The sequence below is a fragment of the Bdellovibrio sp. HCB117 genome (assembly GCF_047305915.1).
In the GTDB taxonomy this organism is placed as follows: Bacteria; Bdellovibrionota; Bdellovibrionia; order Bdellovibrionales; family Bdellovibrionaceae; genus Bdellovibrio; species Bdellovibrio bacteriovorus_B.
Genome location: NZ_CP178622.1, coordinates 3326984 through 3350768, shown reverse-complemented (window position 1 = coordinate 3350768; position 23785 = coordinate 3326984). Strand labels below are relative to the sequence as shown.

The 23785-nt window shown below is 45.1% G+C and carries 28 protein-coding genes; 17 read left to right on the top strand and 11 right to left on the bottom strand.

The annotated features are described in order from the left end of the window. Window positions 1-83: 83 nt before the first annotated feature. The 3 genes from ACLWBD_RS15790 (at window position 84) to ACLWBD_RS15780 (ending at window position 3256) form a co-directional block, all read left to right on the top strand. Complete coding sequence (locus ACLWBD_RS15790) at window positions 84-1634, top strand: S41 family peptidase (protein ID WP_413568934.1); 1551 nt, start codon at window positions 84-86, stop codon at window positions 1632-1634. Beyond that, window positions 1631-2272 carry an alpha/beta hydrolase gene (locus ACLWBD_RS15785; protein ID WP_063205304.1) on the top strand — a complete coding sequence of 214 codons (642 nt, stop codon included), beginning with the start codon at window positions 1631-1633 and terminating at the stop codon, window positions 2270-2272. Before ACLWBD_RS15790 ends, ACLWBD_RS15785 begins: the two co-directional genes overlap by 4 nt. Before the next feature lie 237 nt (window positions 2273-2509). After that, window positions 2510-3256 carry a murein L,D-transpeptidase catalytic domain family protein gene (locus ACLWBD_RS15780; protein ID WP_413568932.1) on the top strand — a complete coding sequence of 249 codons (747 nt, stop codon included), beginning with the start codon at window positions 2510-2512 and terminating at the stop codon, window positions 3254-3256. A 471-nt stretch (window positions 3257-3727) separates the two neighbouring features. Here the strand turns inward: ACLWBD_RS15780 and ACLWBD_RS15775 are convergent, their stop codons facing one another. Further along, window positions 3728-4171, bottom strand: coding sequence for an Lrp/AsnC family transcriptional regulator (locus ACLWBD_RS15775; RefSeq protein WP_063205302.1), 444 nt, complete (start codon window positions 4169-4171; stop codon window positions 3728-3730). 86 nt (window positions 4172-4257) lie between these two features. Between ACLWBD_RS15775 and ACLWBD_RS15770 the strand changes: the two genes are divergently transcribed. After that, entirely contained in the window at window positions 4258-4503 is a 246-nt protein-coding gene (locus tag ACLWBD_RS15770) for a DUF2917 domain-containing protein (RefSeq protein WP_172795502.1), read from the top strand. Here ACLWBD_RS15770 and ACLWBD_RS15765 read toward each other — a convergent pair. Then, window positions 4496-6352, bottom strand: a complete 1857-nt coding sequence (locus ACLWBD_RS15765; protein ID WP_413568931.1) for a hypothetical protein — start codon at window positions 6350-6352, stop codon at window positions 4496-4498. The two genes, ACLWBD_RS15770 and ACLWBD_RS15765, sit on opposite strands and share 8 nt — an antisense overlap. A gap of 125 nt (window positions 6353-6477) precedes the next feature. On the opposite strand from ACLWBD_RS15765, the gene ACLWBD_RS15760 reads away from it, so the two are divergent. Further along, window positions 6478-7098 (top strand): hypothetical protein, encoded by a 621-nt coding sequence (locus ACLWBD_RS15760; protein ID WP_063205299.1) that lies wholly within the window; start codon window positions 6478-6480, stop codon window positions 7096-7098. Here the strand turns inward: ACLWBD_RS15760 and ACLWBD_RS15755 are convergent. After that, the gene (locus ACLWBD_RS15755) at window positions 7087-8253 is read right to left on the bottom strand and encodes a hypothetical protein (RefSeq protein ID WP_413568930.1); all 1167 of its coding nucleotides are present in this window, start codon (window positions 8251-8253) and stop codon (window positions 7087-7089) included. The genes ACLWBD_RS15760 and ACLWBD_RS15755 overlap by 12 nt on opposite strands. Window position 8254: 1 nt before the next feature. Further along, window positions 8255-8782 (bottom strand): peroxiredoxin, encoded by a 528-nt coding sequence (locus ACLWBD_RS15750; protein WP_081110862.1) that lies wholly within the window; start codon window positions 8780-8782, stop codon window positions 8255-8257. A gap of 67 nt (window positions 8783-8849) precedes the next feature. Here ACLWBD_RS15750 and ACLWBD_RS15745 point away from each other — a divergent pair, with 67 nt between their 5' ends. After that, the gene (locus ACLWBD_RS15745; RefSeq protein ID WP_253696472.1) at window positions 8850-9620 is read left to right on the top strand and encodes an exodeoxyribonuclease III; all 771 of its coding nucleotides are present in this window, start codon (window positions 8850-8852) and stop codon (window positions 9618-9620) included. Window positions 9621-9674: 54 nt separating this feature from the next. After that, on the top strand, window positions 9675-10250 hold the full coding sequence (locus ACLWBD_RS15740) for an FxsA family protein (RefSeq protein ID WP_413568928.1): 576 nt from the start codon (window positions 9675-9677) through the stop codon (window positions 10248-10250). Between the two features lie 54 nt (window positions 10251-10304). On the opposite strand, the gene ACLWBD_RS15735 is transcribed toward ACLWBD_RS15740, so the two are convergent. Beyond that, the gene (locus ACLWBD_RS15735) at window positions 10305-11588 is read right to left on the bottom strand and encodes a penicillin-binding transpeptidase domain-containing protein (RefSeq protein WP_413568927.1); all 1284 of its coding nucleotides are present in this window, start codon (window positions 11586-11588) and stop codon (window positions 10305-10307) included. A 137-nt stretch (window positions 11589-11725) separates the two neighbouring features. Here ACLWBD_RS15735 and ACLWBD_RS15730 point away from each other — a divergent pair, with 137 nt between their 5' ends. The 5 genes from ACLWBD_RS15730 to ACLWBD_RS15710 all read left to right on the top strand — a co-directional run bounded on the left by ACLWBD_RS15730 (window position 11726) and on the right by ACLWBD_RS15710 (window position 15748). Then, on the top strand, window positions 11726-12334 hold the full coding sequence (locus ACLWBD_RS15730; RefSeq protein ID WP_063205294.1) for a TetR/AcrR family transcriptional regulator: 609 nt from the start codon (window positions 11726-11728) through the stop codon (window positions 12332-12334). A gap of 93 nt (window positions 12335-12427) precedes the next feature. Further along, on the top strand, window positions 12428-12772 hold the full coding sequence (locus tag ACLWBD_RS15725) for a hypothetical protein (RefSeq protein WP_063205293.1): 345 nt from the start codon (window positions 12428-12430) through the stop codon (window positions 12770-12772). A gap of 432 nt (window positions 12773-13204) precedes the next feature. Further along, window positions 13205-13576: a TraR/DksA family transcriptional regulator gene (locus ACLWBD_RS15720; RefSeq protein ID WP_063205292.1), complete on the top strand. Its 372-nt coding sequence runs from the start codon at window positions 13205-13207 to the stop codon at window positions 13574-13576. Between the two features lie 222 nt (window positions 13577-13798). Further along, on the top strand, window positions 13799-14983 hold the full coding sequence (locus tag ACLWBD_RS15715) for a hypothetical protein (protein ID WP_063205291.1): 1185 nt from the start codon (window positions 13799-13801) through the stop codon (window positions 14981-14983). 9 nt (window positions 14984-14992) lie between these two features. Beyond that, on the top strand, window positions 14993-15748 hold the full coding sequence (locus ACLWBD_RS15710) for a ferritin-like domain-containing protein (RefSeq protein WP_413568925.1): 756 nt from the start codon (window positions 14993-14995) through the stop codon (window positions 15746-15748). Between the two features lie 33 nt (window positions 15749-15781). Here the strand turns inward: ACLWBD_RS15710 and ACLWBD_RS15705 are convergent, their stop codons facing one another. Further along, a complete protein-coding gene (locus ACLWBD_RS15705; protein ID WP_413568924.1) occupies window positions 15782-16285 on the bottom strand; it encodes a GAF domain-containing protein in 504 nt (167 codons plus the stop codon). 85 nt (window positions 16286-16370) lie between these two features. Continuing rightward, entirely contained in the window at window positions 16371-17096 is a 726-nt protein-coding gene (gene lexA / locus ACLWBD_RS15700; protein ID WP_063205288.1) for a transcriptional repressor LexA, read from the bottom strand. An 84-nt stretch (window positions 17097-17180) separates the two neighbouring features. Between lexA and ACLWBD_RS15695 the strand changes: the two genes are divergently transcribed. From ACLWBD_RS15695 to ACLWBD_RS15685, 3 genes are all read left to right on the top strand, one after another. Next, on the top strand, window positions 17181-17303 hold the full coding sequence (locus ACLWBD_RS15695; RefSeq protein WP_413568922.1) for a hypothetical protein: 123 nt from the start codon (window positions 17181-17183) through the stop codon (window positions 17301-17303). Continuing rightward, window positions 17287-18108, top strand: a complete 822-nt coding sequence (locus ACLWBD_RS15690; RefSeq protein WP_413568921.1) for a hypothetical protein — start codon at window positions 17287-17289, stop codon at window positions 18106-18108. Before ACLWBD_RS15695 ends, ACLWBD_RS15690 begins: the two co-directional genes overlap by 17 nt. Before the next feature lie 205 nt (window positions 18109-18313). Further along, on the top strand, window positions 18314-19639 hold the full coding sequence (locus tag ACLWBD_RS15685; RefSeq protein WP_413568920.1) for a polysaccharide deacetylase family protein: 1326 nt from the start codon (window positions 18314-18316) through the stop codon (window positions 19637-19639). 2 nt (window positions 19640-19641) lie between these two features. Here ACLWBD_RS15685 and ACLWBD_RS15680 read toward each other — a convergent pair whose 3' ends face one another. Both ACLWBD_RS15680 and ACLWBD_RS15675 read right to left on the bottom strand, forming a co-directional pair. Next, window positions 19642-19986: a hypothetical protein gene (locus ACLWBD_RS15680; RefSeq protein ID WP_063205285.1), complete on the bottom strand. Its 345-nt coding sequence runs from the start codon at window positions 19984-19986 to the stop codon at window positions 19642-19644. Window positions 19987-20088: 102 nt separating this feature from the next. Next, window positions 20089-20310, bottom strand: coding sequence for a hypothetical protein (locus ACLWBD_RS15675; RefSeq protein WP_063205284.1), 222 nt, complete (start codon window positions 20308-20310; stop codon window positions 20089-20091). Window positions 20311-20474: 164 nt separating this feature from the next. On the opposite strand from ACLWBD_RS15675, the gene ACLWBD_RS15670 reads away from it, so the two are divergent. After that, window positions 20475-21362: a M14 family zinc carboxypeptidase gene (locus tag ACLWBD_RS15670; protein ID WP_253720753.1), complete on the top strand. Its 888-nt coding sequence runs from the start codon at window positions 20475-20477 to the stop codon at window positions 21360-21362. Between the two features lie 191 nt (window positions 21363-21553). Here the strand turns inward: ACLWBD_RS15670 and ACLWBD_RS15665 are convergent, their stop codons facing one another. Together ACLWBD_RS15665 and ACLWBD_RS15660 are read right to left on the bottom strand one after the other, a co-directional pair. Further along, a complete protein-coding gene (locus ACLWBD_RS15665; RefSeq protein ID WP_413568919.1) occupies window positions 21554-22513 on the bottom strand; it encodes an aldo/keto reductase family protein in 960 nt (319 codons plus the stop codon). Between the two features lie 29 nt (window positions 22514-22542). Continuing rightward, entirely contained in the window at window positions 22543-22944 is a 402-nt protein-coding gene (locus ACLWBD_RS15660) for a hypothetical protein (protein ID WP_063205282.1), read from the bottom strand. Between the two features lie 147 nt (window positions 22945-23091). Here ACLWBD_RS15660 and ung point away from each other — a divergent pair, with 147 nt between their 5' ends. Next, window positions 23092-23778: a uracil-DNA glycosylase gene (gene ung, locus ACLWBD_RS15655; RefSeq protein WP_413568917.1), complete on the top strand. Its 687-nt coding sequence runs from the start codon at window positions 23092-23094 to the stop codon at window positions 23776-23778. Window positions 23779-23785 lie beyond the last annotated feature (7 nt).

Below are 23785 nucleotides of genomic sequence, written 5' to 3'. Positions count from 1 at the left end.
AAAAAAGTGCGTCAGAATGGAACCAATTCGATCTGAGGCGGCACAGCCGTTGCTCAAGAGTGTCACTAGTCGGGAGGCGATGAGTGCTTAGTTCACCACGTTTTTTCATAGCATCATTGTTAGTATTGGCCGTGGGGGTCAGTCTTTCCTTGTCGCGTACTTCTCATCGCGACACTTCCAAGGTGAAGTCTGTTGAAGACTACTGGGCTGAGACGGGGCTCGGCCCAGAAGCCTTGGAAGACCTTTTACAAGATCAAACCTGCAGCAGTTCAGAGCGTTACTATTTGGCATGTGCCAATGCGGTCTTAACTATCGCAGGTCGCTTCAATTTATCTCTGACTCAAGAGGGTAAGCTAGTATCGGCTGATGATGTGTCCGCTGACATGACCTCCGAGAAGAAACAGCTGGCTCCTTGGAGAGAATTTTTCTCTAAAGACACTGCCAAAGCGGTGAAGGTTTCTTTTTTCAATGCCTGGAAAGAGCTAGAGAAAAAGCATATTTCTGAAAATCAAAAATCCTGGATGGTGGGAATGGGTCTTAATGGCTTCATTTCTGTCTTCCGTGATCCGCATACCTACTTGATGCCGGTTTCTCAGTTTAAAGAAGTTGTTTCTAAAGCGGACAACCGCTCGACTTCGCTTGGAATCACTCTTGGACAATCCGCTTTAGGCTATGTAGTACGTAAGGTGACCGATGGCAGCCCAGCAAAACTGGCCGGAGTTGAAAAAGGGGACTTGTTAGTTTCTGTAAATGGAAAAAAAGTTCGTGGCTTGATGCAAGTGCGTGTGTCTGAGCTTTTAAAAGGTGAAGTCGGTGACGTGACTTCCGTTGTTGTTGAGCGCGATGGCGAACGAAAAAAGTTCCGTCTTCGTCGCACAGAAATCACCGTGGCGACAGTTTCCACCCGCGTGATTGACGGTATTAAGCCTATCGCCGTTGTGGGCATCAACAAGTTTGCAAAAGGCGCTTGTGATAAAGTGAAAGAGTCCTTGGAGATCGTTAAAAAGTCCCATGTTCGTGGAATGCTTTTGGATCTCCGTGATAATCCAGGCGGCCAAATGGAAGAAGCGGCCTGTATCGCGAGCCTTTTCGTCGGTGGCGAAAAGAAGATTTTTGAAGTTCGTTACTTAGATCCGACTAAAAAGCCTGAAGAATACTATGGTGGCGAAGAGAAAATGTTCTCGTTGCCGATGGCCATCCTTATCAACGGTTCATCTGCCAGCGCCGCCGAAATCGTGGCTGGTGCTTTGCGTGACTTAAACCGCGCCGTGCTTGTCGGCGAAAAAACTTTCGGTAAAGGCTCATTCCAAGAGGGCGAGTATTGGTCGCAGAACAAGAAAATCGCTTTGTTCGAGACAAAAGGATTTTACTACCTTCCGTCAGGACGCTCTCCGCAAATGAAGGGTTTGGAGCCTGACGTTGCAGTGGACTTCGAAAAGATCTCTGTTTCCAGAGAGTCGGACCAGTTCATGAATCCATTGTTTGCACCTGAAAAACAAGTGCGTTCTTCAATCGCGTACTCTTCCGGAGACTGTTTGGAAATGGAAGAGTTGGGTTCTGGTGATGATGTTCAATTGACGAAAGCGCGCCAAGTTTTATTTTGTTCTCGTTCCGTGGCTAGAGCAGGTTTATGATTTCTACTAATTTATTTAAGCACAAGTTTATCCCCGCAAAAAAGAAGTCGGAATTTTTGATGATCGTCTTACACGGTCGTGGGGACAGCATTCGTCCTTTTTATTCTTTTAATGACGAGCTGAATATACCCGAGATGAATTATCTTCTGCTAAATGCTCCCCGTCGCTTTATGGATGGTTACACTTGGTACGGAGAACCTCCCTTTCAAAGCAATGGTGTCTTAAAAATCCGTGAGAAGCTTTTTGATCTTCTGAACGATTTAGAAAACCAAGGCTGGGATCCAAAAAAGATTTTCCTGTTTGGATTTTCACAAGGCTGTTTGATCAGTGCTGACGTGGGTTTGAATTATCCTAAGAAGCTTGCCGGCGTTGTGGGCATCAGTGGTTACTTCAACTTCTATCCTCGCTGGCGTTCGAATTTATCTATGGAAGCGCGACACACGCCTTGGCTATTTACTCACGGCCATCAAGACGACATTCTTCCTTTAGAAGAAACAAAGTATGGCGTTGAAAAATTAAAAGACGCTGGACTGAAAGTCGATTGGGTCGAAATGGACAAAGATCATTCCCTTCAAGATGAAGAATACCCCATTATTCGCAAATGGGTGCGAGAACAGCTTTCTGAACTAAAAAAGTAATTTTAAAACGGCGAGAATCCTCGCCGTTTTCTTTGTCGAATCTGAATATCCTTTAAATGCTTACCCCGAACCTGAGTTTGTTCACGAACTTAGGACTTGCTATATCAAATGCATTCTCAAATTTCTTTGGGATGAACGTCTTAAATTTCTTTTTTCCGTAACGATAATTGCCGTTTTGTAAGGTCGTTTATGTAGGATCTCACAAAACACACAACGCCAATTTTTCACGGAGGAAGAATGACGAAAAAAACATTACTAAGCTCACTTGTGTTGACTGCTTACCTAGGACTAGCTGCTTGTGCAGGAAACAGTGAAGACTTAAGTTCCACGGAGACGTTGCAAGACGATGCGACCCAAGAGCAAGTATTTGACTCTACGGCTCAGACAGAAAACCCAGAAGCAGCCAATATGGTTGAAGAGAATGCGGTAGCAACAAGTACTAAATCTGCGATCTTAAAAGAGTACGATTACGTGGATCCGAATAGAGCTATCAATACGGATGCTCTAGCAAAAGCTTTGATTTATTTCGATTCGAATAAATCAAAAATCAAAAACAAGAACTATGTAACTGTGATCGACTTCGGTGCAAAATCCACAAAAGCTCGCTTCCATATTATTGATATGAAAACGGGTAAAGTATGGAGCATCCACGTAGCTCACGGTAAAGGTTCGGACTCGAATCACGACGGTTATGCAGAGAAGTTCAGCAACAAGTCGGGTTCTAAAGCGAGCTCTTTGGGTTACTACCTTACAGGCAGCACTTACAACGGAAGCAACGGTTTGTCTTTAAGACTTGATGGTCTTTCTTCCACAAACTCAAATGCGCGCGGTCGTGCGGTTGTTATCCATGGTGCGAGCTATGTGAAAGAAAAATCAGTGATTCAAGGTCGTAGCTGGGGTTGCCCTGCGATTGCAAGCTCACTTAAAACTAAAGTTATTAACATGTTGAAAAATGGTACTTTGATTTACGCTTACGCGAACTAATTGTTTCGGTATCAAAGCCCCTCAAAGCCCACACGTGTCCTTCTGGAAATCCCCGCGTGTGGGTTTCCTTTTTCTTCCCTCGTCGTTGGAACGGGGGATTTGCTTATCGAAGAGGTTTAGGTTTGCTAACCTCTTCGGTCGGCACGCCTTCCGGGCTCAGTTGCCGCCGCACTTCGTGCGGTTCGCGCCATCGTGGCGCCGGCAAAGGCCTCTCTTCGGGTTAGCAAACCTAAACCTCTTCGATAAGCAAATCTTCGTTAACTTCTGAGGGGAGAACTGCGGAAGTTTTGTTTTGTGTTGCCGTGGGCTTTTTTGGGGGGAGATTTTTTTTGGAGTTAGAAATGCAAAAGCGAATCTTTGCTTTCGCCAGATTCGCTTTTGGTGGATCTCCTGTCCGTTTAACAACAGGAGGTGTCCGATGCGTAAACACACTTATTTACGTGTTCGGCGTTTTCTTGAGATTGCTAAAGGCTAGGCTTGGAGGCCTCTTTCGAAGTGGGTTTCTAGGACTACTACTGTGATCGTTCGGTCTACGCCTTCTATGCTTCTGATTTCGTCTATGAGTTTTGAGAGTTCGTTGGTGGATTGGGTTCTTAGTTTTATGTAGATGCAGTCTTCGCCGGCGACGCCGTGGCATTCTTCTATTTGTTTTATTTTTTTGAAGTGGTGGGCGATAGACGCAGACGTGCCTTTGCTTTTTGCGATTCTTACGAAGGCGCAGAGGCTGGCTCCCAAGGGTTCTGGTTCCATGTCGATCGTGTATCTTTTAATGATGCCGTTGGTTTCCATTTTCTTGACTCGGGCGTGGACGGCGGGGGCGGAGAGGTTTACTTTTTTGCCTATTTCGGCGTACTGAAGTCGGGCGTCTTCTTTCAATAAACTTAATATTTTTCTGTCGACATCATCTAGAGTCATGGGTCTCCCTGGGGTCTGGCTGAATGCCATTCGTTTGTTTAAAGATAGCACCTATTTGCGATCTTTATCTAATGATATTCGGTATAATGGCTTATATGGTTTATCAGATTAAGATTCAAAAAGGCGAGCTATGGAATCCAGCGAAGGCTTTTGTACCAGATGCGTACAAGGTCCTAGCGGGGAAGGCTTGGGTGACTATGGAAGGATCTATCGAAGACTATATCATTGGCGAAGGGGAGTTATTGCCTTTGCCTCGGGCGGGGACTTTGATTGAAGCCCTCACCGATGAACTTGTCGTTGAGGGCGTGTCTTTAAAAAAGAATTCTAGATAGACTCGGCGTTTTCTTCGACGAGGCTTAAGAGTTTTGCGTAAAGATCCATTTTCACGGCTGGTGTGCTTTGTAGATCTTTATAGAAACGGCTGGTGTTCACTTCTGGCAAACCGTTGTTTTCAAAAACCAAACGATCGACGATCTTTTGGATTTGATCCATCGGCAAACCTTTTTTCTTTTCCGTGATGATCTCTTCCACCATTTCAATCAAGGCGTTTCCAGTGATGCGTTTGTCAGAGTTTAGTTTCTCTGCGCGTTCACTGATGCCTTTGATAATTGTTTCTGGCTTTTGTTTTCCAGCGGCGGCGATAACTAAAGCGCGGTAAGCCATCTGGAATTTTTCAATGTGGCGCTGTTGTTTTTCACCCATGCGCGCATCGCGAGCTTTAGCAAAACTAGAAAGAATAATCTTAAAGAAGTTTCCGTCCGTCATCCAACGTTTCTCAAACGGCACAGGGCTTTCTTGAAGGAATTTTGGATACTCTTTTAAAATCGCACGCATGTTGAACAGAGCTGGATGGTTGACTCCGTCAGCGACCTTTTCGGTCGAGCCACTGATCTTAGCGCGCTCAAAGAACGTGAATTCTTTATCGAATTTTTCGAAAAGATTTTTCTGCGCAAATATATTGTTTCTTTGTGTTTCGTTAAAGCCCATGCGGTACAAAATACGCTCTGCACGCTTTTGATCGAAAGTTTTATTAAATTTTAAAACTTCAGGGTGACGAGCGAAGTCACGCAAAGGTCTTTTCTTTTTCGTCTTCAAATAGTCCACCATCTGGGCAAACACTTGCACAATCAGGCGGGCTTTTTGTTTTTGTTCATTCAGATTTGTTGAAAATCTTTCGACGTCATCATAGCGATATTTGTCGTGACGAATACCAAACTGACGAACGCTTCCGTAGTCGATGATTCCAGCGTCGGCAAGAACATTGTCTCCGTCCCAATCTAACCAGGCAAAGACATAGTCGATATCCATTTGCGCGGTGAACTCTCCGAAGGCTTTAGATACGCAGCTTAAAAGAGCGTCGTATTTATTGGGACCTTTTGTAGGAATATTCCAGGCTTTGTTAGAAACTTGGCGTTCAATTAAATAGTCAGTGGCGGATTTCAGTGTTTCGTATTTCTCTTGCTTCAAATAAAGGAACAGATGCGCAGGGCGAATCAGATTTTGCGCGGCTCTGACACCGATGCCATAGCCTTTTCCAAGATCAATCACGCAAAGAACGCGTTCGGTGCGTAGACCTTGAAGATGCATAACTTCGGCAAGGATCGAAGCTCCAAGAAGCTCATCGATTTCCGCTAAACCGCAGCCATAGCCGAACTCTGTGCCACCTGTTTTTAAGGGCTTCGCTGCTTCGACAGCTCCAGGAGCTAGGCAAGTAACGCCGGTGCCACGGCTAGAGACATCCCACGTTGTCCCACGATGATAAACCGTGCCGTTCCAGATGCCGCGACCGTCACCAGAAGTTTTACCTTGTTTGTTAGCGTGCTGAAGTTGAAGGTAGCGAGTGGCCATGTGGCGATGAGGGCGAACGGTTTCAGGATCAATGCGGCGTTGGGTGAGTTCGTCGTATTCGTTGATGATTTGAATCGAGAAAGTTTCGATCAGTTTATTTTCCAAATCTTCTGTCATCTGCAGAGGATGATCTGGAGAAATCAGGCCCATTTCTTTTGCTAATATAAAGTTGAAGTAAGCAACTTTGCCGGTGCGAAGTTCGCGAACGCGGTAAGCAACGTAACCATCTTCAACGGACTCCATCCAAGGATGCACGCCATTGAGTTGGTCGAAAGATGAATAAAAGTTTGTCGATTCCTTCTGTTTTCGAGCGCCGCTTAATTTCATCGTCATGTTACTTCCACACTCCTTGTAGAAAAATGAGACACTCTTTATATCGGCAGAACACGACTGCACTTTAATATTAAGCCTTAAAAACTTTCTGCCGAATACTGGACTAGACATAAAAAGGGGACCTCTTGAAAACATCTGGCTTTCTGCTACTAGTGCTTCTTTCGACAAGCTCCTTCGCGGTGAAAAACGCAGATGTGGGTCGCTTGCTGCAACCGCAATTCTTCGCAGCACCGGCCTGCGAAGAGCGTCCTGAGTTCTTAAATGAAATGCGCGCTGACTTTGTGGGAACTCTTGCGCGTCTTCCAGAAACCTTGTTGGTCGCACGAGACGCCGAGTTTTATGTAGAAGGCCAAGGACAAGAAACCAAGCTTTATGGCTATCAGTCTTTCTTAAAGGGGCAATCGTCAGAGCCCTCTGTTCTTTGCGGGAATTCAAAAGCAGAGGAGCGTCGTCGCTTTGCTTTATTTGCTCCGACACTTATTGATACCTACAAGAAACCGAAAGTAGGCCAAAGTCTGTGGCAGTTTCAGATGATGACCGATGGGTCCAAGTTTTCTTTTTGGAATTTAAAAAGCCCGTCGTTTCCGCAGAAAGAACAGCTTGAGGCCTGGATTCAAAGTGCAGGAGCGCAGTACAAAATCTATCAACGTGCCCATAATGAGTACGAATTGTTGTTAGTTAAAAAAGATGGAGAGACAACTCAGTATCTTTCGATCCGCTATGATGCAGTGAAATCACTTAAATAACACTGTCGCAAAGCCACCATAAGGTGTGCGCAAGTTCGTGACTTGCCCCTGATAGATGCGGGCAAGCACAAGTTGCAAGCGGCCTTGATAAGCATAACAGCGTAAATCAAATTTAAACTTCTGAGGACCTTCAGGAGTTTCAAAAGTCATTTCCGGAGCCGGCACAAACTCTTGTGCGATCATGTCTTGGCCAAGAATATCTTGAAAGGCTTTGTTGCTGATCGAGGATCCCTTGTAAGAGAGCTTCGAGCCAAAGGCGTTCTTCGGTTTAAAGAATAATTTCTTTCTTTCCGCCCAAATCTGTTCAGACAATTCCGGCCTTAAATCATAAGAAAACGGCACGGTCTGACGGATCAAAGCGGCCTGTTCCGAATCCACGCCTAGATTTTCAAGAAAGTTCGGCTGCATCCAATCAATCATGCGCTGCTTATCTGCCAAAAGCAGATACTCATAGGGATTTGGAGAAAGGCAGACCTCACGATTCAGAAATTTTTCGCGCAATGCTTGGCTGGTTGGTGCCGTTAAAAAGAAGTCTGTGTATCGATTGTAAATAAATTCGGGATGAAAGTCTTGGAAGAGCTCACGGTAATCCATGATGCGCGAATCCCAACCAAGAGATTTGTAAAGTTCATTGTAAACCAAAAACTCCACATACAAGCGCTGTTCGGAAGGCGCTTCATCAATGATCGCGATCTTAAGATTTTGCGAAGGCGATTTTCCTTGTAACGCAAGCTCTTCACGAATGTTGGCGCCCATTTCCAGCGGAGAAAAATCAGTAACCGGAAGGGGATGCCCTTTCATACGATACATCTCGTATCCTAAAATCTGAAAGGCCGCATTCGTATTCACTTCAATCAATTTTAAGTTCTGATTTTCATCTAAGTGAAAATCATAACTCATCATGATGGATTTATTTCCAGGGTCTTTCAGACCTTTTTCTTCGATCAGCTTTTTATAGTGACCAAGGTAGGATTTGCTTTCACGCAAAGAAAAAAGAGCGGCGACAATATCTTGGGCCTGCTTCAATACCGAAGGTGGCAACTCGACAGCAAAAGGGGAAATCAGATTCTCAGACACAATATCCTCCAGCTGCTTCTGTTGAAGCGCCGGATAAGATGCTTTTAACTGCTGAATAAAATCTGATTTCAAGTTCATATTACTTCAATGGGGAAATGTGCATGTCACCTTTTTTCCAACCAGCTTGGCAAAGCTCACCGGATTGGCAACCTTGTAGGACGCGCAGGATTTCTTTAGCGTCACGACCGACGGAAGTATTGTGAATGCTCATGTATTGAATCTTTTGGTCTGGATCAATGATGAAAGTTCCGCGTGTGGCAATACCGCGATCTTCAAATAGCACACCATAATCACGAGCAATGCGTTTAGTTAGGTCCGCAAGAAGAGGATAACCCAAATTTCCTAAGTCATCGCGCAACCAACGCTTATGAGAGTGAACAGAGTCCACGCTGCAACCCATAACAACGGCGCCCGCAGCGTCAAACTCGCGAAGATGCTCACGGAATTGAGTTAATTCCGTTGGACAAACAAATGTGAAGTCCAAAGGATAGAAGAAAAGAATGACCCATTTTCCCTTGTAATCGTTCAAAGAAATATCTTTCACTTCGCCAGAATCAAATACGGCTTGCGCGGTGAAGTGGGGTGCGGGTTGGTTAATCATTGGCATAGACACTGTCTCCTTGCATCTGCTATTTATAGTTGCTCCCTCTAGGGCGGAAACTCAAGGAGAAACTGTGAAAATCGTCTCTTGGAATGTGAATGGAATTAGAGCCTGCTATAAGAAAGGCCTGATGGATTTTGTGAATGCAGAAAAGCCGGATATTTTTTGCGTGCAAGAAACGAAAGCTCACATTGATCAGGTGGAAATCGAAACAAGAAAATTAGGATGGGAATATTCTTTTTGGTCTTCAGCGACGAAAAAAGGGTATTCCGGCGTGGCAACCTTTGTGCACCAAGATCCGCAAGCGGTGCAGTTTCATTTCGACAGTATTCCCGAGTACGAAGCGGAAGGTCGCATCGTCATGTCGGATCATGGAGCGTTTGATCTTTACAATATTTATTTTCCAAATGGTGGTTCCGGTGAAGAACGCCACGGTTTTAAACAAAAATTCTTGAAGGATCTCAATATCCATCTGAAAGAGAAAATGAAAACGGGGCGACAAGTCGTTGTCGTTGGTGATTACAACGTCGCTCATGACAATATCGACGTGCACGATCCGGTTCGCCTTTCGAAAGTCAGTGGATTTTTGCCTGAAGAAAGAGCGTGGTTTGACTCATTCTTAGAGTTGGGCTTCATCGACACTTTCCGTTATTTCAAACCAAGCGAAGCAAAGCGTTACTCATGGTGGGATATGCGCACTTTTGGCCGCGTTTCTAACAAAGGCTGGCGGATTGACTATATCTGCATCTCAAAAGGCCTTGAGAAATATCTGGCTTCAGCAGATATTCTCGACCAAGTTCAAGGCTCTGACCACTGTCCGGTCGTAGCCACTTTGGACCTTTAGGTACCTGCTTCCCTTTGTGTGGAAAAGGTACCAGGTGTCTTTTTCTAAGGAGTCATGATGTTCTTTATTCCTTTTCCCTTAGTGATTGCAGAAATCGTGATCTTCTTTGTTGGAGTTCGTCACTGGGGCTTCTTAAATACTTTGGGCCTTTATCTTCTTCCATGTTTGCTGGGGCTTTTCATTGTTTCAACAGTCGGTCGCATGGCCTTGATGACTTTGCAGACAACGGTGATGCGCGGACAGCTGCCGGCTTCTAAGATTCTGCATTCCGGTGCGATCTTTCTTTCCGGATTGTTATTCCTAGTGCCCTCTTTCTTCACTCGCGTTCTTGGTTTGATTTTGTTCTTGCCCGGGCTTCGCCACTTAGCTGTGTGGAGATTTAAACTCTACATGGCAAAACAAGTCGCTAAAGGCATGAGTGGCTTTGCTGGAGGATTTTCGAAAGGGCCTTTTGGTTTCGGAAACGCAGGAATGGATTTTCGTTATTATGAATTCAGAAACGATGGTCAGGGTTTTCGCAGAACCGACGGCTCAACTCCTCAAAACGAGCGCGAGGTGAATGAAGCGAATGTACTTGATGTCACTCCGATTAAAATCACTCACGAAGAAAAGAAGAAAGAAGAAGAATAAAAAAAGGCACCTCGAGGGTGCCTTTTTATTTTTTCTTTAAAAGAACCTGGTACCTTATTTTGCGGAAGAGATCACACGGCCTTTTTGATTCGACACGATCGGGCCGAAGTATTTGCGGAACATGCTTTGTCCCAAATGCGCCGATTTCACTGTCCAGAATTTTTTGTTCACAGTAATTGCCGCCACGGCGATTTTTCTTTCGTCGTCCAGAGCGTAACCTACGAACCAGTCCACGCGGCCACGAGGATTGTCGCCAGTTAAGTGACCTGTTTTACCGCCCATCTCAATTTCACGGAATTTGCGGTCTCTAACAATGGGACGGAATGAACGGCGAGACGTCCCTGCAACAACTGTTTGTTCCATCAACTGACGTACTTTCGCAGCAGACTCTTTCGTCATGATGGTTCCGTTAGTCAAAGTCGAACCTTGGTAAAGGGCACTGCCTTTTTCATCTTCGATAGAATTAAAAAGATAAGGAACAACAACTTGACCGCCATTAGCCACTGCGGCTGCGATCATGGCGCCTTGAACAGGGCTCATGCGGTTTGTTTTATTGTAACCTGAAGCCACTTCCGCAAGCTCAAAGCCTTTGCCTGGTGGAACATAAGCCACACCCATATCGACGGGGAAGTCGGCAGGAATTTCTTGGTTGAACATATAGCGGTTGGCGTATTCGTTCAAATCTTCAGGGTGAAGATTTTCGATACTCAAGCGCCCGAAGGCTGTGTTGATAGAGCGCGCGAAGGCATCCTTCAACGAGATTACATTCGTCCAACGAGTCACTTTGTCAGAAAGAACATTCTTTTTATAAAGCGTGTAAGCTCCGCCATTGTAACGGATTTTATGTTCAGGATTTACGCCTGCTTTATCAACGGCGGCCGTCGCCGTTACGACTTTGAAAACAGAGGCTGCAGGAAATGTCGCTTGCAAATTAAGGTTGGGAGCCGAAGGGTTGTCGCGCTGAAAGCTCGACATTGCTAGAACTTCGCCTGTCATAGCGTCGATCATAAAGATCGCGCCGTAGTCTGGTTTGTAAGACTTCAAAAGACGATCCGCCTCTTTCTGCAAACCCTCATCAATCGTGTAAGCCAGTTTTACTGATTGGCCTTCGCCATCCCAGTTGATATCCAACTTTTCAGGGAATTGATTGGAGCGAATTTTTTCTCCCACCACTTTGGCGATGTGAGTTCGTTGTTCCAGTTGAGTTTGAATCTTTTTAAGAGAGGGGGCTTCTTGGCTTTCTGAAGACGTGAAGCCCATAAGAGAATACAAAGCGAAGAGGCTTGCTCCAGAAAAGGCGAATAGTTTTAACAACTTATATTTGTTTTTTGCGCGCATTATTTAATCGTAGCATCAACTTTTAATTGGTTACAAGGCCAATCTCAGAAGAAGACACGGGAAAGCCTCATCCGGAGCCTATTTCAAGGCTGTTCTTACGTGACTCTCAAGCAGACTTGGACTAAAGACTTAGAGACATGAAGACCAAAGAACGCATCCTCCTTACTTCCATCGAACTCTTCAACCGCAGCGGCGTCGTGGCGATCACGACAAATCACATCGCAAAAGCGATGGAAATCAGTCCCGGAAATTTGTATTTCCACTATGACAATAAAGAGGAAATTCTCGTTGAGCTTTTCAAGCGCATGGCGAAGGAAACTTATGATGTTTGGCGTCCTCGTCGCACGAAAAAAGTCAGTCCTTTGGAATTCATCAATGAAAATTTCGAGCTTTACTGGCGCTATCGCTTCTTCCACCGCGAGATGTATGCCCTTCGTCGCAAAGACCAGCAGTTGGCAAAAATGTGGAGAAACCATATCCAAAAAATGATGAAGCTGATGGTGATCCTTTACCGCCAATGGGTGAAGGATGGCAAAATGGCGAAGATCGAGCAATTGTCTGAAATGCAGTATATTGCGGAATCCTTATTAGCCATGGCGACGACATTCTTGCAGTTCTTCGAATCTGCGGAAAAGCAGCCGGGAAAACGCAGTATCGATCGCGGTCGCCGTCACGTGGCTCGCCTTCTTTTGCCTTACACTTCTGGCGAAACAAAGGACGAGTTTGAAAAATTTCTCAAGTCCTAGCCAAAAATGTCACCTGAGAGCGAATTAAACGGCTTTTTAGGTGGCAGACTCGTTGCTTTAGTTGCAGATCACAACTGACCGAAAGGCAACGACATGAAAACCATCGCTACATTCTTCACTGTGATTCTTTTCACTTCAGGTTCATTTGCCGCTTCGAACTGTGCGCAGCTTAAGGAAGAACTTAAAGCTCTTCAAACAGCGCAACAGCAGATCATGCTCAGTCTGGTTAATAATCACGAAACATTCGCATCATCCATGGAAGAGTATTCTTCCGTTGTTGCATCGGCAAAGGGGTCCTCAGTGAATGCCGTTACTGCACAAATGGATGAGTCCGCTCAGGCCTTCCGCACTCGCGGAGTACAGGGTAAAAAAATGGCTGTTAAGTTGAACGCCGCGACCGGGGATCTTCTGGCGCGTGTAGCTTCTTGTTTGAAATAACGGCTTAAAGATATTCTCTCGGGGGAGAGAGTCTTTATTTTGAAAGGCGATCTGAGGAAGGTCGCCTTTCTTTTTTGTTTTCTCCATTCACCTAAAATCACTTCCCGTGTGTCCTAACATGAGACTTTAGAGCCTGTTTCCGGGCTGCGAGTTTTCTTTTTAGGAGGTTTGCACTAAACTATAACGCGCCGCGAATGCTGATGGCTCTAATCAAAAACAGGATTGAAATTGTAAGATCCTGACGTGGGAACACGATTTTTGAGGACTTCGGATCGGCGCATCCATGGCTACATTTAAATATTCATTAAGATTTTCATGGATTTGTTTAATTTTAAGTTAATGTAAGATTTTTTAGTTGCAAAATTTACAAGGGTAGAACTTAATAGGTCAGTTCCAAATTGGCACTTAAGCTGGAAGGAACAGGGGGGCAATATGGCTATCTCTGAAAAGCTAGTCTTAGAATGTAGACAAAAGCTTTTGCAAACGAAGCAAGACATCCTGAACAGGGTTAAAGAAGCTCGTTTGAACTTGGACCAGAACGAAGAAAAAGGCGGCGATGAGGGCGACCAAACTGTCCGCGTACTTGCTGAACAAGAATTCTTGAGCATGCACGAAAGACTTCGTTCCCAATTGATGGAAATCGAAAGCGCTTTGGCGCGTATCGAGGGCGGTTCATTCGGTTACTGTGAAGAAACCGAAGAAGAAATCGAACCAGAACGCTTGCGCGCGATTCCTTGGACTCGCTTGAGCATCGAAGGTGCTGAAATTCGCGAATCCATGAATAAGCGTTACGCTCGCGGTTAGTTCTTCGCGCGTACTTTAAAATAGAATTTATCTCGAGGGGATATAAGGGGGAGTGCTATGCGCTTCCCCTTTGTTTTTTTGTCATTGTCTCTCTACACATGTCGTTTGTGTTCTCTCTTTTGCTTCTCGTGATTTGAAGCAGTTCAAATGAACATGAATTGAAAGCTTGGTGGAGGAAGTTCACCGTGCCCTAACGAATATTATTTTTGGAAAGGGCATAACATGAGCTTGGACCTACTTAAGACAAAAGGCAGACCGTTGGCAAAACAAGGGTTTACCTGGAAAGACCTTGTTCGCAAACCCATTAGTAAATTGGACTGTGATGCATTCACACGTGTGCGCGTGATTCTTATGAACGGGATTGAAGAAGAAGCCATGCGCTTTTCTCACTCTTGTGCACGCATGAATCAGGATTTGCAAAAAGATCTGGCCATGCTTCGTCGGGTAGAGCAGCACCAGCACACCATGATCAATTGGTTGATTCCTGCAGATCATTCCCCTTTGGAGACAACGATCGCCTATGAACAAGTCGCTATTGAAGTTACGGCCGCGTTAGCGCAAGTAGAGCCTGATCCTTATATTGCGCAAAGTTTTCGCTTCGGCCTTTTAGAAGATTTCGATCATATGTATCGGTACTCGGCTTTGTTGGATCGTTTAGAGGGCAAAGATTCTAACAACATTCTGCAAAGTTACACCGATGTGCATCCCGGCCGCCCGACGATTATTCAGCATCGTCATCCGCATGATGATTTGCGGACCCCTTACGATAAAAACAATGCTTCGCCGATCACGAAGCTGAATGCTTTAACTTTGGTTTCGGGAGAGCAGCAAACCCACAACTATTATATGAATATTGGCCCTCTGTTCACCGATCCGGTGGCTCGACTTCTTTATGCGGAGATTGCTTCGATCGAAGAACAACACGTCACTCACTATGAGTCTTTGATCGATCCCGAAGAGACGTGGATGGAAAAGTGGCTCATGCACGAAGCCAATGAAGTTTATAATTACTATAGCTGTGTGCAAACTGAAGATGATCCTCGCTTAAAAGAAATTTGGGAACGTTTTTTGGATTACGAATTAGGTCATTTAAATCACGTGATGGAACTCTTTAAAAAATATGAAAACAGAGATCCGGCAGAGATTCTTCCTGAAACTTTACCAACACCAATTTCTTATAAAAGTCAGCGACAGTTTGTAATGGACACTTTACGAGCGGAAGTGGATCTGCGCACGGACGGACCAAACTATGTCGAGAAATCTCAAGAGTCTGAAAAATCCAAACGCTATCGCGATACTTTGAATTCAGAGGGCTCTCCGACGGAAATCATCACGCAGGGTTATATCTGGCAACCGGGTGGTGAGCTGAACAATCAACAAGTTCGTAATTCCATTTATCCTCAGTAGGAGTCAAAAATGAAAGAGCATGTTCATATTGGAAGCAATCGTACGGGAATTCAAATGTCCCCTTTAGATAGTAAACGCATGATACAGAATGCGGAAAAAACTCCGACAACACCCATGACGGATTTTTCGCAAAGTGAGTTGGTGCAAGTGCGCACAGAGTATATTCAAGAGTCTGACAATATCGGCACCGTTCCACCTCCGGGAACTTTGAAAGGCATGGCGTCCACGGGAGCTGAGCTCTTGCAAGGTAAAAGACCTGAAGCCTTGATCGATAAATTAGGAGAGCGTTTGGCTTTTGAGCGCACGGGCGCACGGCTTTATGAGGCGGTTATTACGAAGTGCCAGGCATGTGCAGTGACGGAATTTTTGCCAGACCTTATGCGTATCCATCAGGAAGAGCTTGAGCATTTCGAGATCGTGAAAGGGGCCATCGAACAAATCGGAGCGGATCCCACTGCCGTTACTCCGTGCGCGGATGCAAGTGCGGTGGCTTCCATGGGGTTGTTGCAAGTGGCCGCCGATCCTAGAACCTCCGTACCACAAACGCTTCAGGCGTTGTTGGTTGCAGAAATGACCGACAATGCGGGATGGGAACTTTTGATAGAGATGGCTAGGCGAGCCAATTTGGATGCTATGGCTGAAAAATTTGAAGGCGCCTTAGCTGCCGAAGAAGAGCACTTAATGACGATTAAAAGAATTTATACGCAGATGAATTTCGCGGATATAGATCGCAGAGAAGGTGCACCTGGAAAGCGAACGATCTAAAATAAAAAAGGCACAGGAAACTGTGCCTTCGCCTTAGGAAAGAAAATTTGTTGGCCAGACTGTGGACTTCACCAAGATATCCACAAGTTTTTCAACACCACTTTTATCTTCGTGATCAAATCTATTTAAGATAGGAGCGTCGATATCTAGAACGCCCAAAAGTTTTCCTTCGTGAATCAAAGGAATCACAATTTCAGACTTAGAAGCCGCATCGCAAACAATGTGACCAGGGAACTCATCCACATTCGGCACAAGTTGTGTTTGTAAAGTTTGAGCGGCCGCACCGCAAACACCTTTACCCATGGCAATTCTGGTACACGCCGGCAGTCCTTGGAATGAACTCAACAGCAATTCATTATTGTGCAGAAGATAGAAGCCCACCCAATTTATATCGGGAAGGTGCTGATTTAAAAGTGCTGAGATATTTGCCAAATTCACAAACCATTCTTTTTCCAGAATGCCGGAGGCTTCCGAATGAAGTTCTTTGTAGAATTTAGATTTATCTTTATAGCTGATTCGAGCGTGTGTGCTTTGCATTTCGCTTAGATATCACAAAAAGCAAAATGCGGGGGAAAATCTTTAAGAAAAAACTTGGTCATCCCTGACGCAAGCTTAAATTGGATTACTGGAATTTACGGATAAGGCCCACGACGATACCGCGGATTTCGACTTCTTCAGGTGAATACCACATAGATTTCATTGTGGAGTTTGAAGGACGAAGTTCTACTAGTTTTTCGCTAGAACCGCTGTCGGGACGCGCGCGCACGTAGATGCGTTTAACCGTGGCTTCATTTTCTACTGTGGCCACAACAATATCGCCGTTAGAGGCCGAATCCTGTTTTTGAACTAAAATAATATCTTCATCAAAGATGCCATCTTCAATCATCGAGTCGCCTTGCACTTTCAATGCAAAGGATTTGGAAGGATTGCGAATCATAGAAGGAGGGACATCGACAAATTCGTCATGTTTGATGGCTTCAATCGGCTGACCTGCGGCCACTTTCCCAAGAAGGGGAAGGGACAGGACCTCATCACGTGCCTGGAGGAGCTGTGAGCGGTGAGATCCTGTCGTCGTCGAGACTTTTTTCGATTGAAGATGCTCCTGCACAGCACTGGCTGAGTGAAGCACCTGGATCGCTCGCTTTTGACCCAATGGATTTTCGATGTATCCTTTGCTCGTCAATTGCTTCAGATAATTCTGCACAGAATTAAACGAAGCCAAGCCGAAGTGATCCTTAATTTCCTGATATGACGGAGAAACTCCTGAACTTAAGATATGGCTCTCGATAAACTCGAGAACGGATTTTTCTTTCGGTGTCAGTGGGGGGAGGGGCAATTTCTTTGTCATAACTTACATATGAACTTACAGTGTAAATAATGTGTAAGTCAATAGACTTTTTAAAAATATTTTTGAAGGTCTAGAAGCGCCGCAATGGACGCGAAATTAAGAGTGGGTAAGCCGTTCATGTTTCGCGAGTCAGTGGGATGGGTCGGTGATAAAAATGGGGCTCAACCAAAAATCACTACAGGAGTTTCACATGAAATCATGGCTTAAAGTGGCAGCACCCGTCGTTCTTGTCGTTTCCTCCGTGGCTGTTGCCAGCGTTATTAATAAGGAAGAAGTAAATAAAAAGGTGGCTGCGATTGCCGCTGCCTACAATAACGAGTCGACTAAACTCGATGTTGCGTTCACCGAACTTCGCGTCGATGCGGTTCGCACTTTGGATTTCGCATTAAAGGCGACGGCTTACAAAAAAGGCCCCGCGAATGAACTCAATCTTCAGCTGAATAATGCTTCTTATCACTATGGCGATGGCAGTGCCCCACGTGTTGCCGGTGATTTGTCTGTGAAGTTCGATCTGGTAAAAGCCTTCGGTCAGTCGATCTTGAACGAATTCGGCGGCCAGCTTGAAGACTTGGTAAAATCTTTGGTCGGTGACTATGGCCAAAAATATGGCGAGGCTATTTCCGTCCAAGTAGTGATGGATGAACTGCAAAAGGACGCCGAAGGAAATATCATTTCGGCAAAACTTCATCTGCAGGCCTCTGTTGATTTTCAGAAGCTTCCTGCAAATTTGAAAATAGAGGACGTTGAGTTTAAGTCGTTACAGGCGCGTCTAGGTGCAGACCGCACAGGTCTTAGCGGCAGTATTGAGGTTCTCATCAATCCGGCTTTCAAGGGTTTCAATGCGGATCAACCAGGCCTAAAAGATTTTATCGAAAAACTTTTGGCTGATGACAAAGACACCCTAGAGTCCGTTGCGCGTAACATGCAGATGGTGGATGACATCGCCACCTACTTGGTGACTCATACGCCGGAAGAGGAGAAACCGGCTCCAACACCTGAGCCTCAACCATAATTTTACTCTCGTAAAGGCCCTTCGTAAGAGGGGCTTTTTGTATCTGATAATACTTCATCATCTTTACCCTCTGTCGAACTTCTCGACACCCACGCCGCACAATGTGTCCTTCTTCACTTTTTAACCAACTGGTTACGGAATAAGGCGGCGCTCAGCCGGAACAGAACTTGCGATACCTTCAATTGATATAATTTGAGGTGTTCATATGTTTAGAAAGCACATGCTGTTAATGTCGTCGCTTTTCGTAGGTTTAAATGCCTTTGCCGCTGGTGAAGTTCACGAGCAAACTAAGTTTGCCGCCGAAATGGAGCGCGTGTCGGGCGTTTATAACCAAATCATTCAAGATATTTCCAAGAGTAAAAACGGAAACGAATTTGACGAGCACTTTCATAAACTTCGCGCCTTTATCGTCAATCCTGGAAATGACAAGTTTTCGAGTCTTGCTCTGTGTACGCAGCTTAAGTCATTGCCTGTGGGTGAACTTGAATACGTTCAGTCTATTATTGAATCTGACGACGCCTCTATCGCACTTAAAGATTGTAGCGGTGATCTTCAACGAAAAATCATGATCGCAAACCTTACTAAAAAAGCGTCTTTGAACTTGGATGCGGACATCCAAAAGATCCGTCGTATCCCGTTTGAAGAGCGTATTGTTCCTAATATTGATTATCTTTCAATGCAGGGCTTGAACGACAAAGAAGTTATGCTGACATTTGATGATGGTCCTACGCAAAGAACCACGGTTCCTATTCTTGATGCACTTAAAAAAGCGGGCGTAAAAGCGGCTTTCTTTTCGACGGGCCGTCAAGCATTGCAGAATAAAGCCCTAACACAAAGAATTTTACAAGAAGGCCATATCCTGGGTTCTCACTCGTTCTATCACACACTGATGATGGGCCGTGAAGTGAATCGCGGTAAAATGTCTTACGACTACTTCCTTTCAGAGATGATCGGTGGTCACGTCGGCGTGTTTTCTTCAGCAGGTTACATCGATCCTTACTTCCGTTTCCCAAATGGTTGCATGAATAAAAATATGCGCCGTAACGCCACAGAGTTGGGTCTAAAAATCTTCGGTTGGAGCGTCGATAGCTTTGACTGGCAGTATGGCGTATCGAAATACAAAAACGATGAAGAGCGCCGTCAGTTAATCTTACAAAGCTTCTTGAAGGCTCTCAGAGGCAGTAAAAATCGCGGTATCGTTCTTATGCACGACGTGTTTAAACAATCTGCGGAAGCTCTTCCTTTGATTTTGAACTACTTGGCGGACAACGGTTATAAGGTGGTTCTTTTGAAACCTGAAAATCGCGACATGCAAGATCGTTCGAACTTAGCTGTCGTGACTCAGGCGGTGAAGTTTATGAATACGTACAATATTAAAGTCACGGACTTGAAACCGCGCGCGGATCAAAACGGAGAGCCGGTAAAACCTTTAGGTTATGAGCCAGACAGATTCCGTTATCGTGATATGTTCCCTCAATTGAGTTATCAAAATTCTCCGATTGATCCAATGACATCGGCTTGCGAAAAATAATCTTAGCGAGACAGTTCTGCCACACAGTGGTTCAAGCTGTCTTGAGCATAACGGGAAAGGGTGAAGACGCTCTTTCCCGTTGTTCTATCAAACTCTTCCGTATACAAATCTGAGACATCCGAGATTCTTTCGATCATGCAACCGGCTTGGCGTTCTGCCACGTGCAGGCGAACCAGGCACATGCGGTTGCGTAATGAGCAGCGAATGCCTTCCGCGTGCGTTTGCGCAGGGCTGGCGTTGTTAATAGCTTCAATCAGGGCTTTTTCTTCTTGCGGAGACACAAAAGCAAATGCTGGGGAGCTAAAAAGAACGGAGATTGTTGAGAGAGTTAAAACGAACTTAATCATAGAAGCCTCCTTGTTCTGAATCATGCTTCATGATTCGTTCTACAAGGGACTCTATGATTAGTAAAAGGCATAGAAAGAATTCAGATATTCAAGAAATGAATACTATTCCTTTTGAGGGCATTCCTTCTTCTCGACACAAGTCTGTTTCTTAATTGTCGCTACTGTAGGCTTAGCTTCAGAAGCTACCTGACGGGACACCTTCACTTGAGGTGTGGTATTTTTCGCATAGCTCACCGGGGCCATGGAGCAGTTTTGATAAAACAGTATCACGATGGGATTAATCACCAACATCGCTACAAAACTAAAACCGCCACGATTCACCATACAACCTCCGACCTGAGTCTAATTCGTCACACCCTTTACATTACGGACGAAAGGCACTAAGACTTTAGTCAATTTGTAAGGATTCTCAGCTTGATTCAAAAAAAGCCATTTTCTCATCTTGAGAGATTTCAAACTTCGGAGATAATAGAGAAGTGATGACAAAAATGATGAAGACAATCTTATTTGGTCTGATGTTTATGTCAGCTGTTGGCGCTCAAGCAGACTTTTCTAATATCCAACAAGACTGCATCAATGATCTAAAAAAATTCCCCGGAGCGTGGGATGACAAACTTCTTACGAAGGCTTGTGAAAAAGTCAAAGTAGAAGCTCTTTGCGTGAGCGCGGAAGGTCGTCCTATTTACCATTACGACAAACCCTCTTCCACACCAGGCGCCAAGAAAGTTTTAGTATTCAGCTTGATCCATGGAGACGAAACACCGGCAGGAACTGTCGGTCGTTATTGGATGGAGCGTTTAGAAGGCATTGATCCGCGCAACTCTTGGCGTGTGATTCCTGTCGTAAATCCTGATGGTGTGAAATACAAAACTCGTACGAATGCCAACAAGATCGATATCAATCGCAACTTCCCAACAAAAGATTGGGATGTCGGTGCCATCGAAAACTGGAAACGCACGACAAAATCAAATCCACGCAGATTCCCCGGTGAGGTTGCTGCGAGCGAGCCCGAAACAAAATGTGCTCTGCACCACTTAGAAGATTTCCAACCGGATTTCATCGTGTCTGTACATACGCCACTGAAGGTTTTGGATTTTGACGGTCCAAAGGTTTCTCCTCCGCCCAAGTTTGATTACTTACCTTGGAAGTCGCTGGGCAATTATCCCGGCAGCCTGGGTCGTTACATGTGGCTTGAAAGACAGACGCCTGTTTTAACGATGGAGTTGAAAGAAAGTCTTCCGCCGAATCTTTCTCCGTTTGAAAAGTTGCAAGATATTATCGGCAGCTTGGTGAAATTAGAAAATGGAAAGACGAAAGCCAATACGGCTGAATCCAAATCGCCGACCAGTTTTCTTCCCGTCGCGCTAGAACACTAATCCCTAAAAATGGAAACGAGGCTTAATCTAATGACTAAGTCTCGTCTCGGACAACCTCTTAGAACTTAAATAACCAATCAATGGTATCTTTTATTCTCAAGAGATCGTTTCATGCTCAGTATAGCTCTGTAGTTTGTGAACGGAATCCTCCAGTGCCAATAAGCACGAATATCGCTGTCTATTCCCGGTCTTTAGGAGTAAGCGAAAAGCTTTTTCAGAGATTTATCTATATCTTCTGTCATGGGAACCTTTAAACAACTCAGATTTTCTTGCAATTGCTCGATGCTGGTCGCGCCGAGAATCACACTGGTCATTCCCGGTTGATTCAATAGCCACGCCAGTGCTAACTGCCCCCGCGTGCATCCCAACTCGTCCGCCAGAGCTTTCATATTGCGCACGCGTTCCAGATTTTCCTCTGTGTAGAAAGTTTCTCTGAGCCAATCAATCCGCGACAGGCGACCGTCGCTGATTCCGTTGTCGTATTTTCCAGTCAGCATTCCCGAAGCTAAGGGCGACCACGTTACTAAGCCCATGCCGTGCTCTTGTGCTTTCGGGCGAACATTGTCTTCAAATTTTTCGCGGGCAAGAAGACTGTACTGAGGTTGTTCAATTTGCGGACGGTAATAGCCACCTTGGTCGCAAACATCCATGGCTTCTTGGATTTGTTCAGCAGTCCATTCGCTCGTTCCCCAATAAAGAATTTTTCCGTGATGAATCAGGTCATCCATAATACGAACCGTTTCTTCGACGGGAGTTTCGGGATCATAGCGATGGCAGAAATAGATGTCTAAATAGTCAGTCCCGATTCTTTGCAGACTTTTATTCACTGATTCAAGAATGTGTTTGCGCGAAAGGCCGCGATCATTGATGTCATCACTCATCGGCCAGAATACTTTGGAAGATATCACGAGCTCATGGCGCGGAAAGTCTTTCAGAGCTCCGCCCATAATGCGTTCCGATTCGCCTTTGGCGTAAATGTCTGCGATATCAAAAAAATTGATCCCGGCTTCATAAGCCAGGCGAAGAATGCTGCGAACTGAAGTGAAATCTTTAACGGTGCCCCCGAAAGTCGTCCAGCCTCCTAACGAAAGCGAACTCAATTTCAGACCGCAACGACCCGCATTGCGATAGGGCATAGTAGGATTGAACATAGGGCCTCCTTCACGGAAGCCCTATTATCTTAATGAAGAACTGGGTGTTGCAAGTAGTGATTGATCTCGACAATTCTGTCTTGTTGGCTAATGACAGAATCCTGGATAGCAACCAACTCTTTTAGTAAAGAATCTTTGGCTAACTTAATAGCTTGGAAGATATCTTCGTGAACTCCTTCGGCTTCGACACTCGTGTCGCCCTCACGCAACACGATCGCAATGCGATAGAGTTTTTTGAGACCTTCAGGGGTAAAGTCTTTTCCTTCTGTTTCATACTGAATCGCTAGTTTTTTCGGATCCCGTGCGACCACTGCGACGATTGTCTGAGGTGTCACGAAGGGTTCGAACTCCACGATCTGTTGATAGATGAAGGACTTAACCTCTGGATTCTGCTCGATAAGTTGTATTGTGGGGTTGAGAAGGGTCGTCATAGGCGGCCTCCTTTTCCTCTACTCATAGTGTAACAATGTGGCCGAATTTTGTCTGGTCAAGTTGAGCAGGAATCAAAAAATAAATTGAAAACCAATAAGATTGATTTAGAATCCGGGACCTAGACCTTTGTCATGTATCAAGGTGAGATGGAAAATTCAAAAAGTGAAGTTAAGTTAGATTCTAGCTGGAAACAGCGATTGCAGAGCGAGTTCGACAGCGAGCGAATGAAAACTCTGCGCGAGTTTCTTGTGCAGGAATACAAAAAAGGCAAGACCATCTATCCGCGTGGTGAAGAATGGTTTGCCGCCATGAACCTTACGCCGTTTGACAAAGTGAAAGTCGTGATCGTCGGGCAGGATCCTTATCATGGACCAGGTCAAGCTCATGGTTTGTGCTTTTCAGTTCGTGACGGAGTTCGTTTTCCGCCTTCTTTGCAAAATATTTTTAAAGAACTGAATTCCGATCTGGGTTTGCAAATTCCCAAGTCCGGCTGCTTAACCAAATGGGCCGAGCAGGGTGTGTTGTTGCTGAACGCTGTTTTGACGGTGGAAGATGGCAAAGCCGCTGCTCATCAGAAAAAAGGTTGGGAAGAATTCACCGATAAGATTATTCATTTACTGAATGAAGAGCGCGAACATCTGGTGTTCATTCTTTGGGGATCTTATGCGCAAAAGAAAGCCTCTTTTGTGGATCGTAAAAAGCATTTAGTGATTGAAGCTGTTCATCCTTCGCCGCTTTCAGCGCATCGCGGGTTTTTCGGAACGAAACCTTTTTCAAAAACCAATGCCTATCTTCGCTCTCACGGTATTTCTGAAATTGACTGGAGCCTTTAAGCAGAAA

What these genes read in the sequence shown, in the direction of transcription:
- ACLWBD_RS15785 (WP_063205304.1), top strand. Translation starts at nt 1,631, where the DNA reads ATGATTTCTACTAATTTATTTAAGCACAAGTTTATCCCCGCAAAAAAG.
- ACLWBD_RS15780 (WP_413568932.1), top strand. Translation starts at nt 2,510, where the DNA reads ATGACGAAAAAAACATTACTAAGCTCACTTGTGTTGACTGCTTACCTA.
- ACLWBD_RS15775 (WP_063205302.1), bottom strand. Translation starts at nt 4,171, where the DNA reads ATGACTCTAGATGATGTCGACAGAAAAATATTAAGTTTATTGAAAGAA.
- ACLWBD_RS15770 (WP_172795502.1), top strand. Translation starts at nt 4,258, where the DNA reads ATGGCTTATATGGTTTATCAGATTAAGATTCAAAAAGGCGAGCTATGG.
- ACLWBD_RS15765 (WP_413568931.1), bottom strand. Translation starts at nt 6,352, where the DNA reads ATGACGATGAAATTAAGCGGCGCTCGAAAACAGAAGGAATCGACAAAC.
- ACLWBD_RS15755 (WP_413568930.1), bottom strand. Translation starts at nt 8,253, where the DNA reads ATGAACTTGAAATCAGATTTTATTCAGCAGTTAAAAGCATCTTATCCG.
- ACLWBD_RS15750 (WP_081110862.1), bottom strand. Translation starts at nt 8,782, where the DNA reads ATGCCAATGATTAACCAACCCGCACCCCACTTCACCGCGCAAGCCGTA.
- ACLWBD_RS15740 (WP_413568928.1), top strand. Translation starts at nt 9,675, where the DNA reads ATGATGTTCTTTATTCCTTTTCCCTTAGTGATTGCAGAAATCGTGATC.
- ACLWBD_RS15735 (WP_413568927.1), bottom strand. Translation starts at nt 11,588, where the DNA reads ATGCGCGCAAAAAACAAATATAAGTTGTTAAAACTATTCGCCTTTTCT.
- ACLWBD_RS15730 (WP_063205294.1), top strand. Translation starts at nt 11,726, where the DNA reads ATGAAGACCAAAGAACGCATCCTCCTTACTTCCATCGAACTCTTCAAC.
- ACLWBD_RS15725 (WP_063205293.1), top strand. Translation starts at nt 12,428, where the DNA reads ATGAAAACCATCGCTACATTCTTCACTGTGATTCTTTTCACTTCAGGT.
- ACLWBD_RS15720 (WP_063205292.1), top strand. Translation starts at nt 13,205, where the DNA reads ATGGCTATCTCTGAAAAGCTAGTCTTAGAATGTAGACAAAAGCTTTTG.
- ACLWBD_RS15715 (WP_063205291.1), top strand. Translation starts at nt 13,799, where the DNA reads ATGAGCTTGGACCTACTTAAGACAAAAGGCAGACCGTTGGCAAAACAA.
- ACLWBD_RS15710 (WP_413568925.1), top strand. Translation starts at nt 14,993, where the DNA reads ATGAAAGAGCATGTTCATATTGGAAGCAATCGTACGGGAATTCAAATG.
- ACLWBD_RS15705 (WP_413568924.1), bottom strand. Translation starts at nt 16,285, where the DNA reads ATGCAAAGCACACACGCTCGAATCAGCTATAAAGATAAATCTAAATTC.
- lexA (WP_063205288.1), bottom strand. Translation starts at nt 17,096, where the DNA reads ATGACAAAGAAATTGCCCCTCCCCCCACTGACACCGAAAGAAAAATCC.
- ACLWBD_RS15695 (WP_413568922.1), top strand. Translation starts at nt 17,181, where the DNA reads ATGGACGCGAAATTAAGAGTGGGTAAGCCGTTCATGTTTCGCGAGTCA.
- ACLWBD_RS15690 (WP_413568921.1), top strand. Translation starts at nt 17,287, where the DNA reads ATGAAATCATGGCTTAAAGTGGCAGCACCCGTCGTTCTTGTCGTTTCC.
- ACLWBD_RS15685 (WP_413568920.1), top strand. Translation starts at nt 18,314, where the DNA reads ATGTTTAGAAAGCACATGCTGTTAATGTCGTCGCTTTTCGTAGGTTTA.
- ACLWBD_RS15680 (WP_063205285.1), bottom strand. Translation starts at nt 19,986, where the DNA reads ATGATTAAGTTCGTTTTAACTCTCTCAACAATCTCCGTTCTTTTTAGC.
- ACLWBD_RS15675 (WP_063205284.1), bottom strand. Translation starts at nt 20,310, where the DNA reads ATGGTGAATCGTGGCGGTTTTAGTTTTGTAGCGATGTTGGTGATTAAT.
- ACLWBD_RS15670 (WP_253720753.1), top strand. Translation starts at nt 20,475, where the DNA reads ATGATGAAGACAATCTTATTTGGTCTGATGTTTATGTCAGCTGTTGGC.
- ACLWBD_RS15665 (WP_413568919.1), bottom strand. Translation starts at nt 22,513, where the DNA reads ATGTTCAATCCTACTATGCCCTATCGCAATGCGGGTCGTTGCGGTCTG.
- ACLWBD_RS15660 (WP_063205282.1), bottom strand. Translation starts at nt 22,944, where the DNA reads ATGACGACCCTTCTCAACCCCACAATACAACTTATCGAGCAGAATCCA.
- ung (WP_413568917.1), top strand. Translation starts at nt 23,092, where the DNA reads ATGGAAAATTCAAAAAGTGAAGTTAAGTTAGATTCTAGCTGGAAACAG.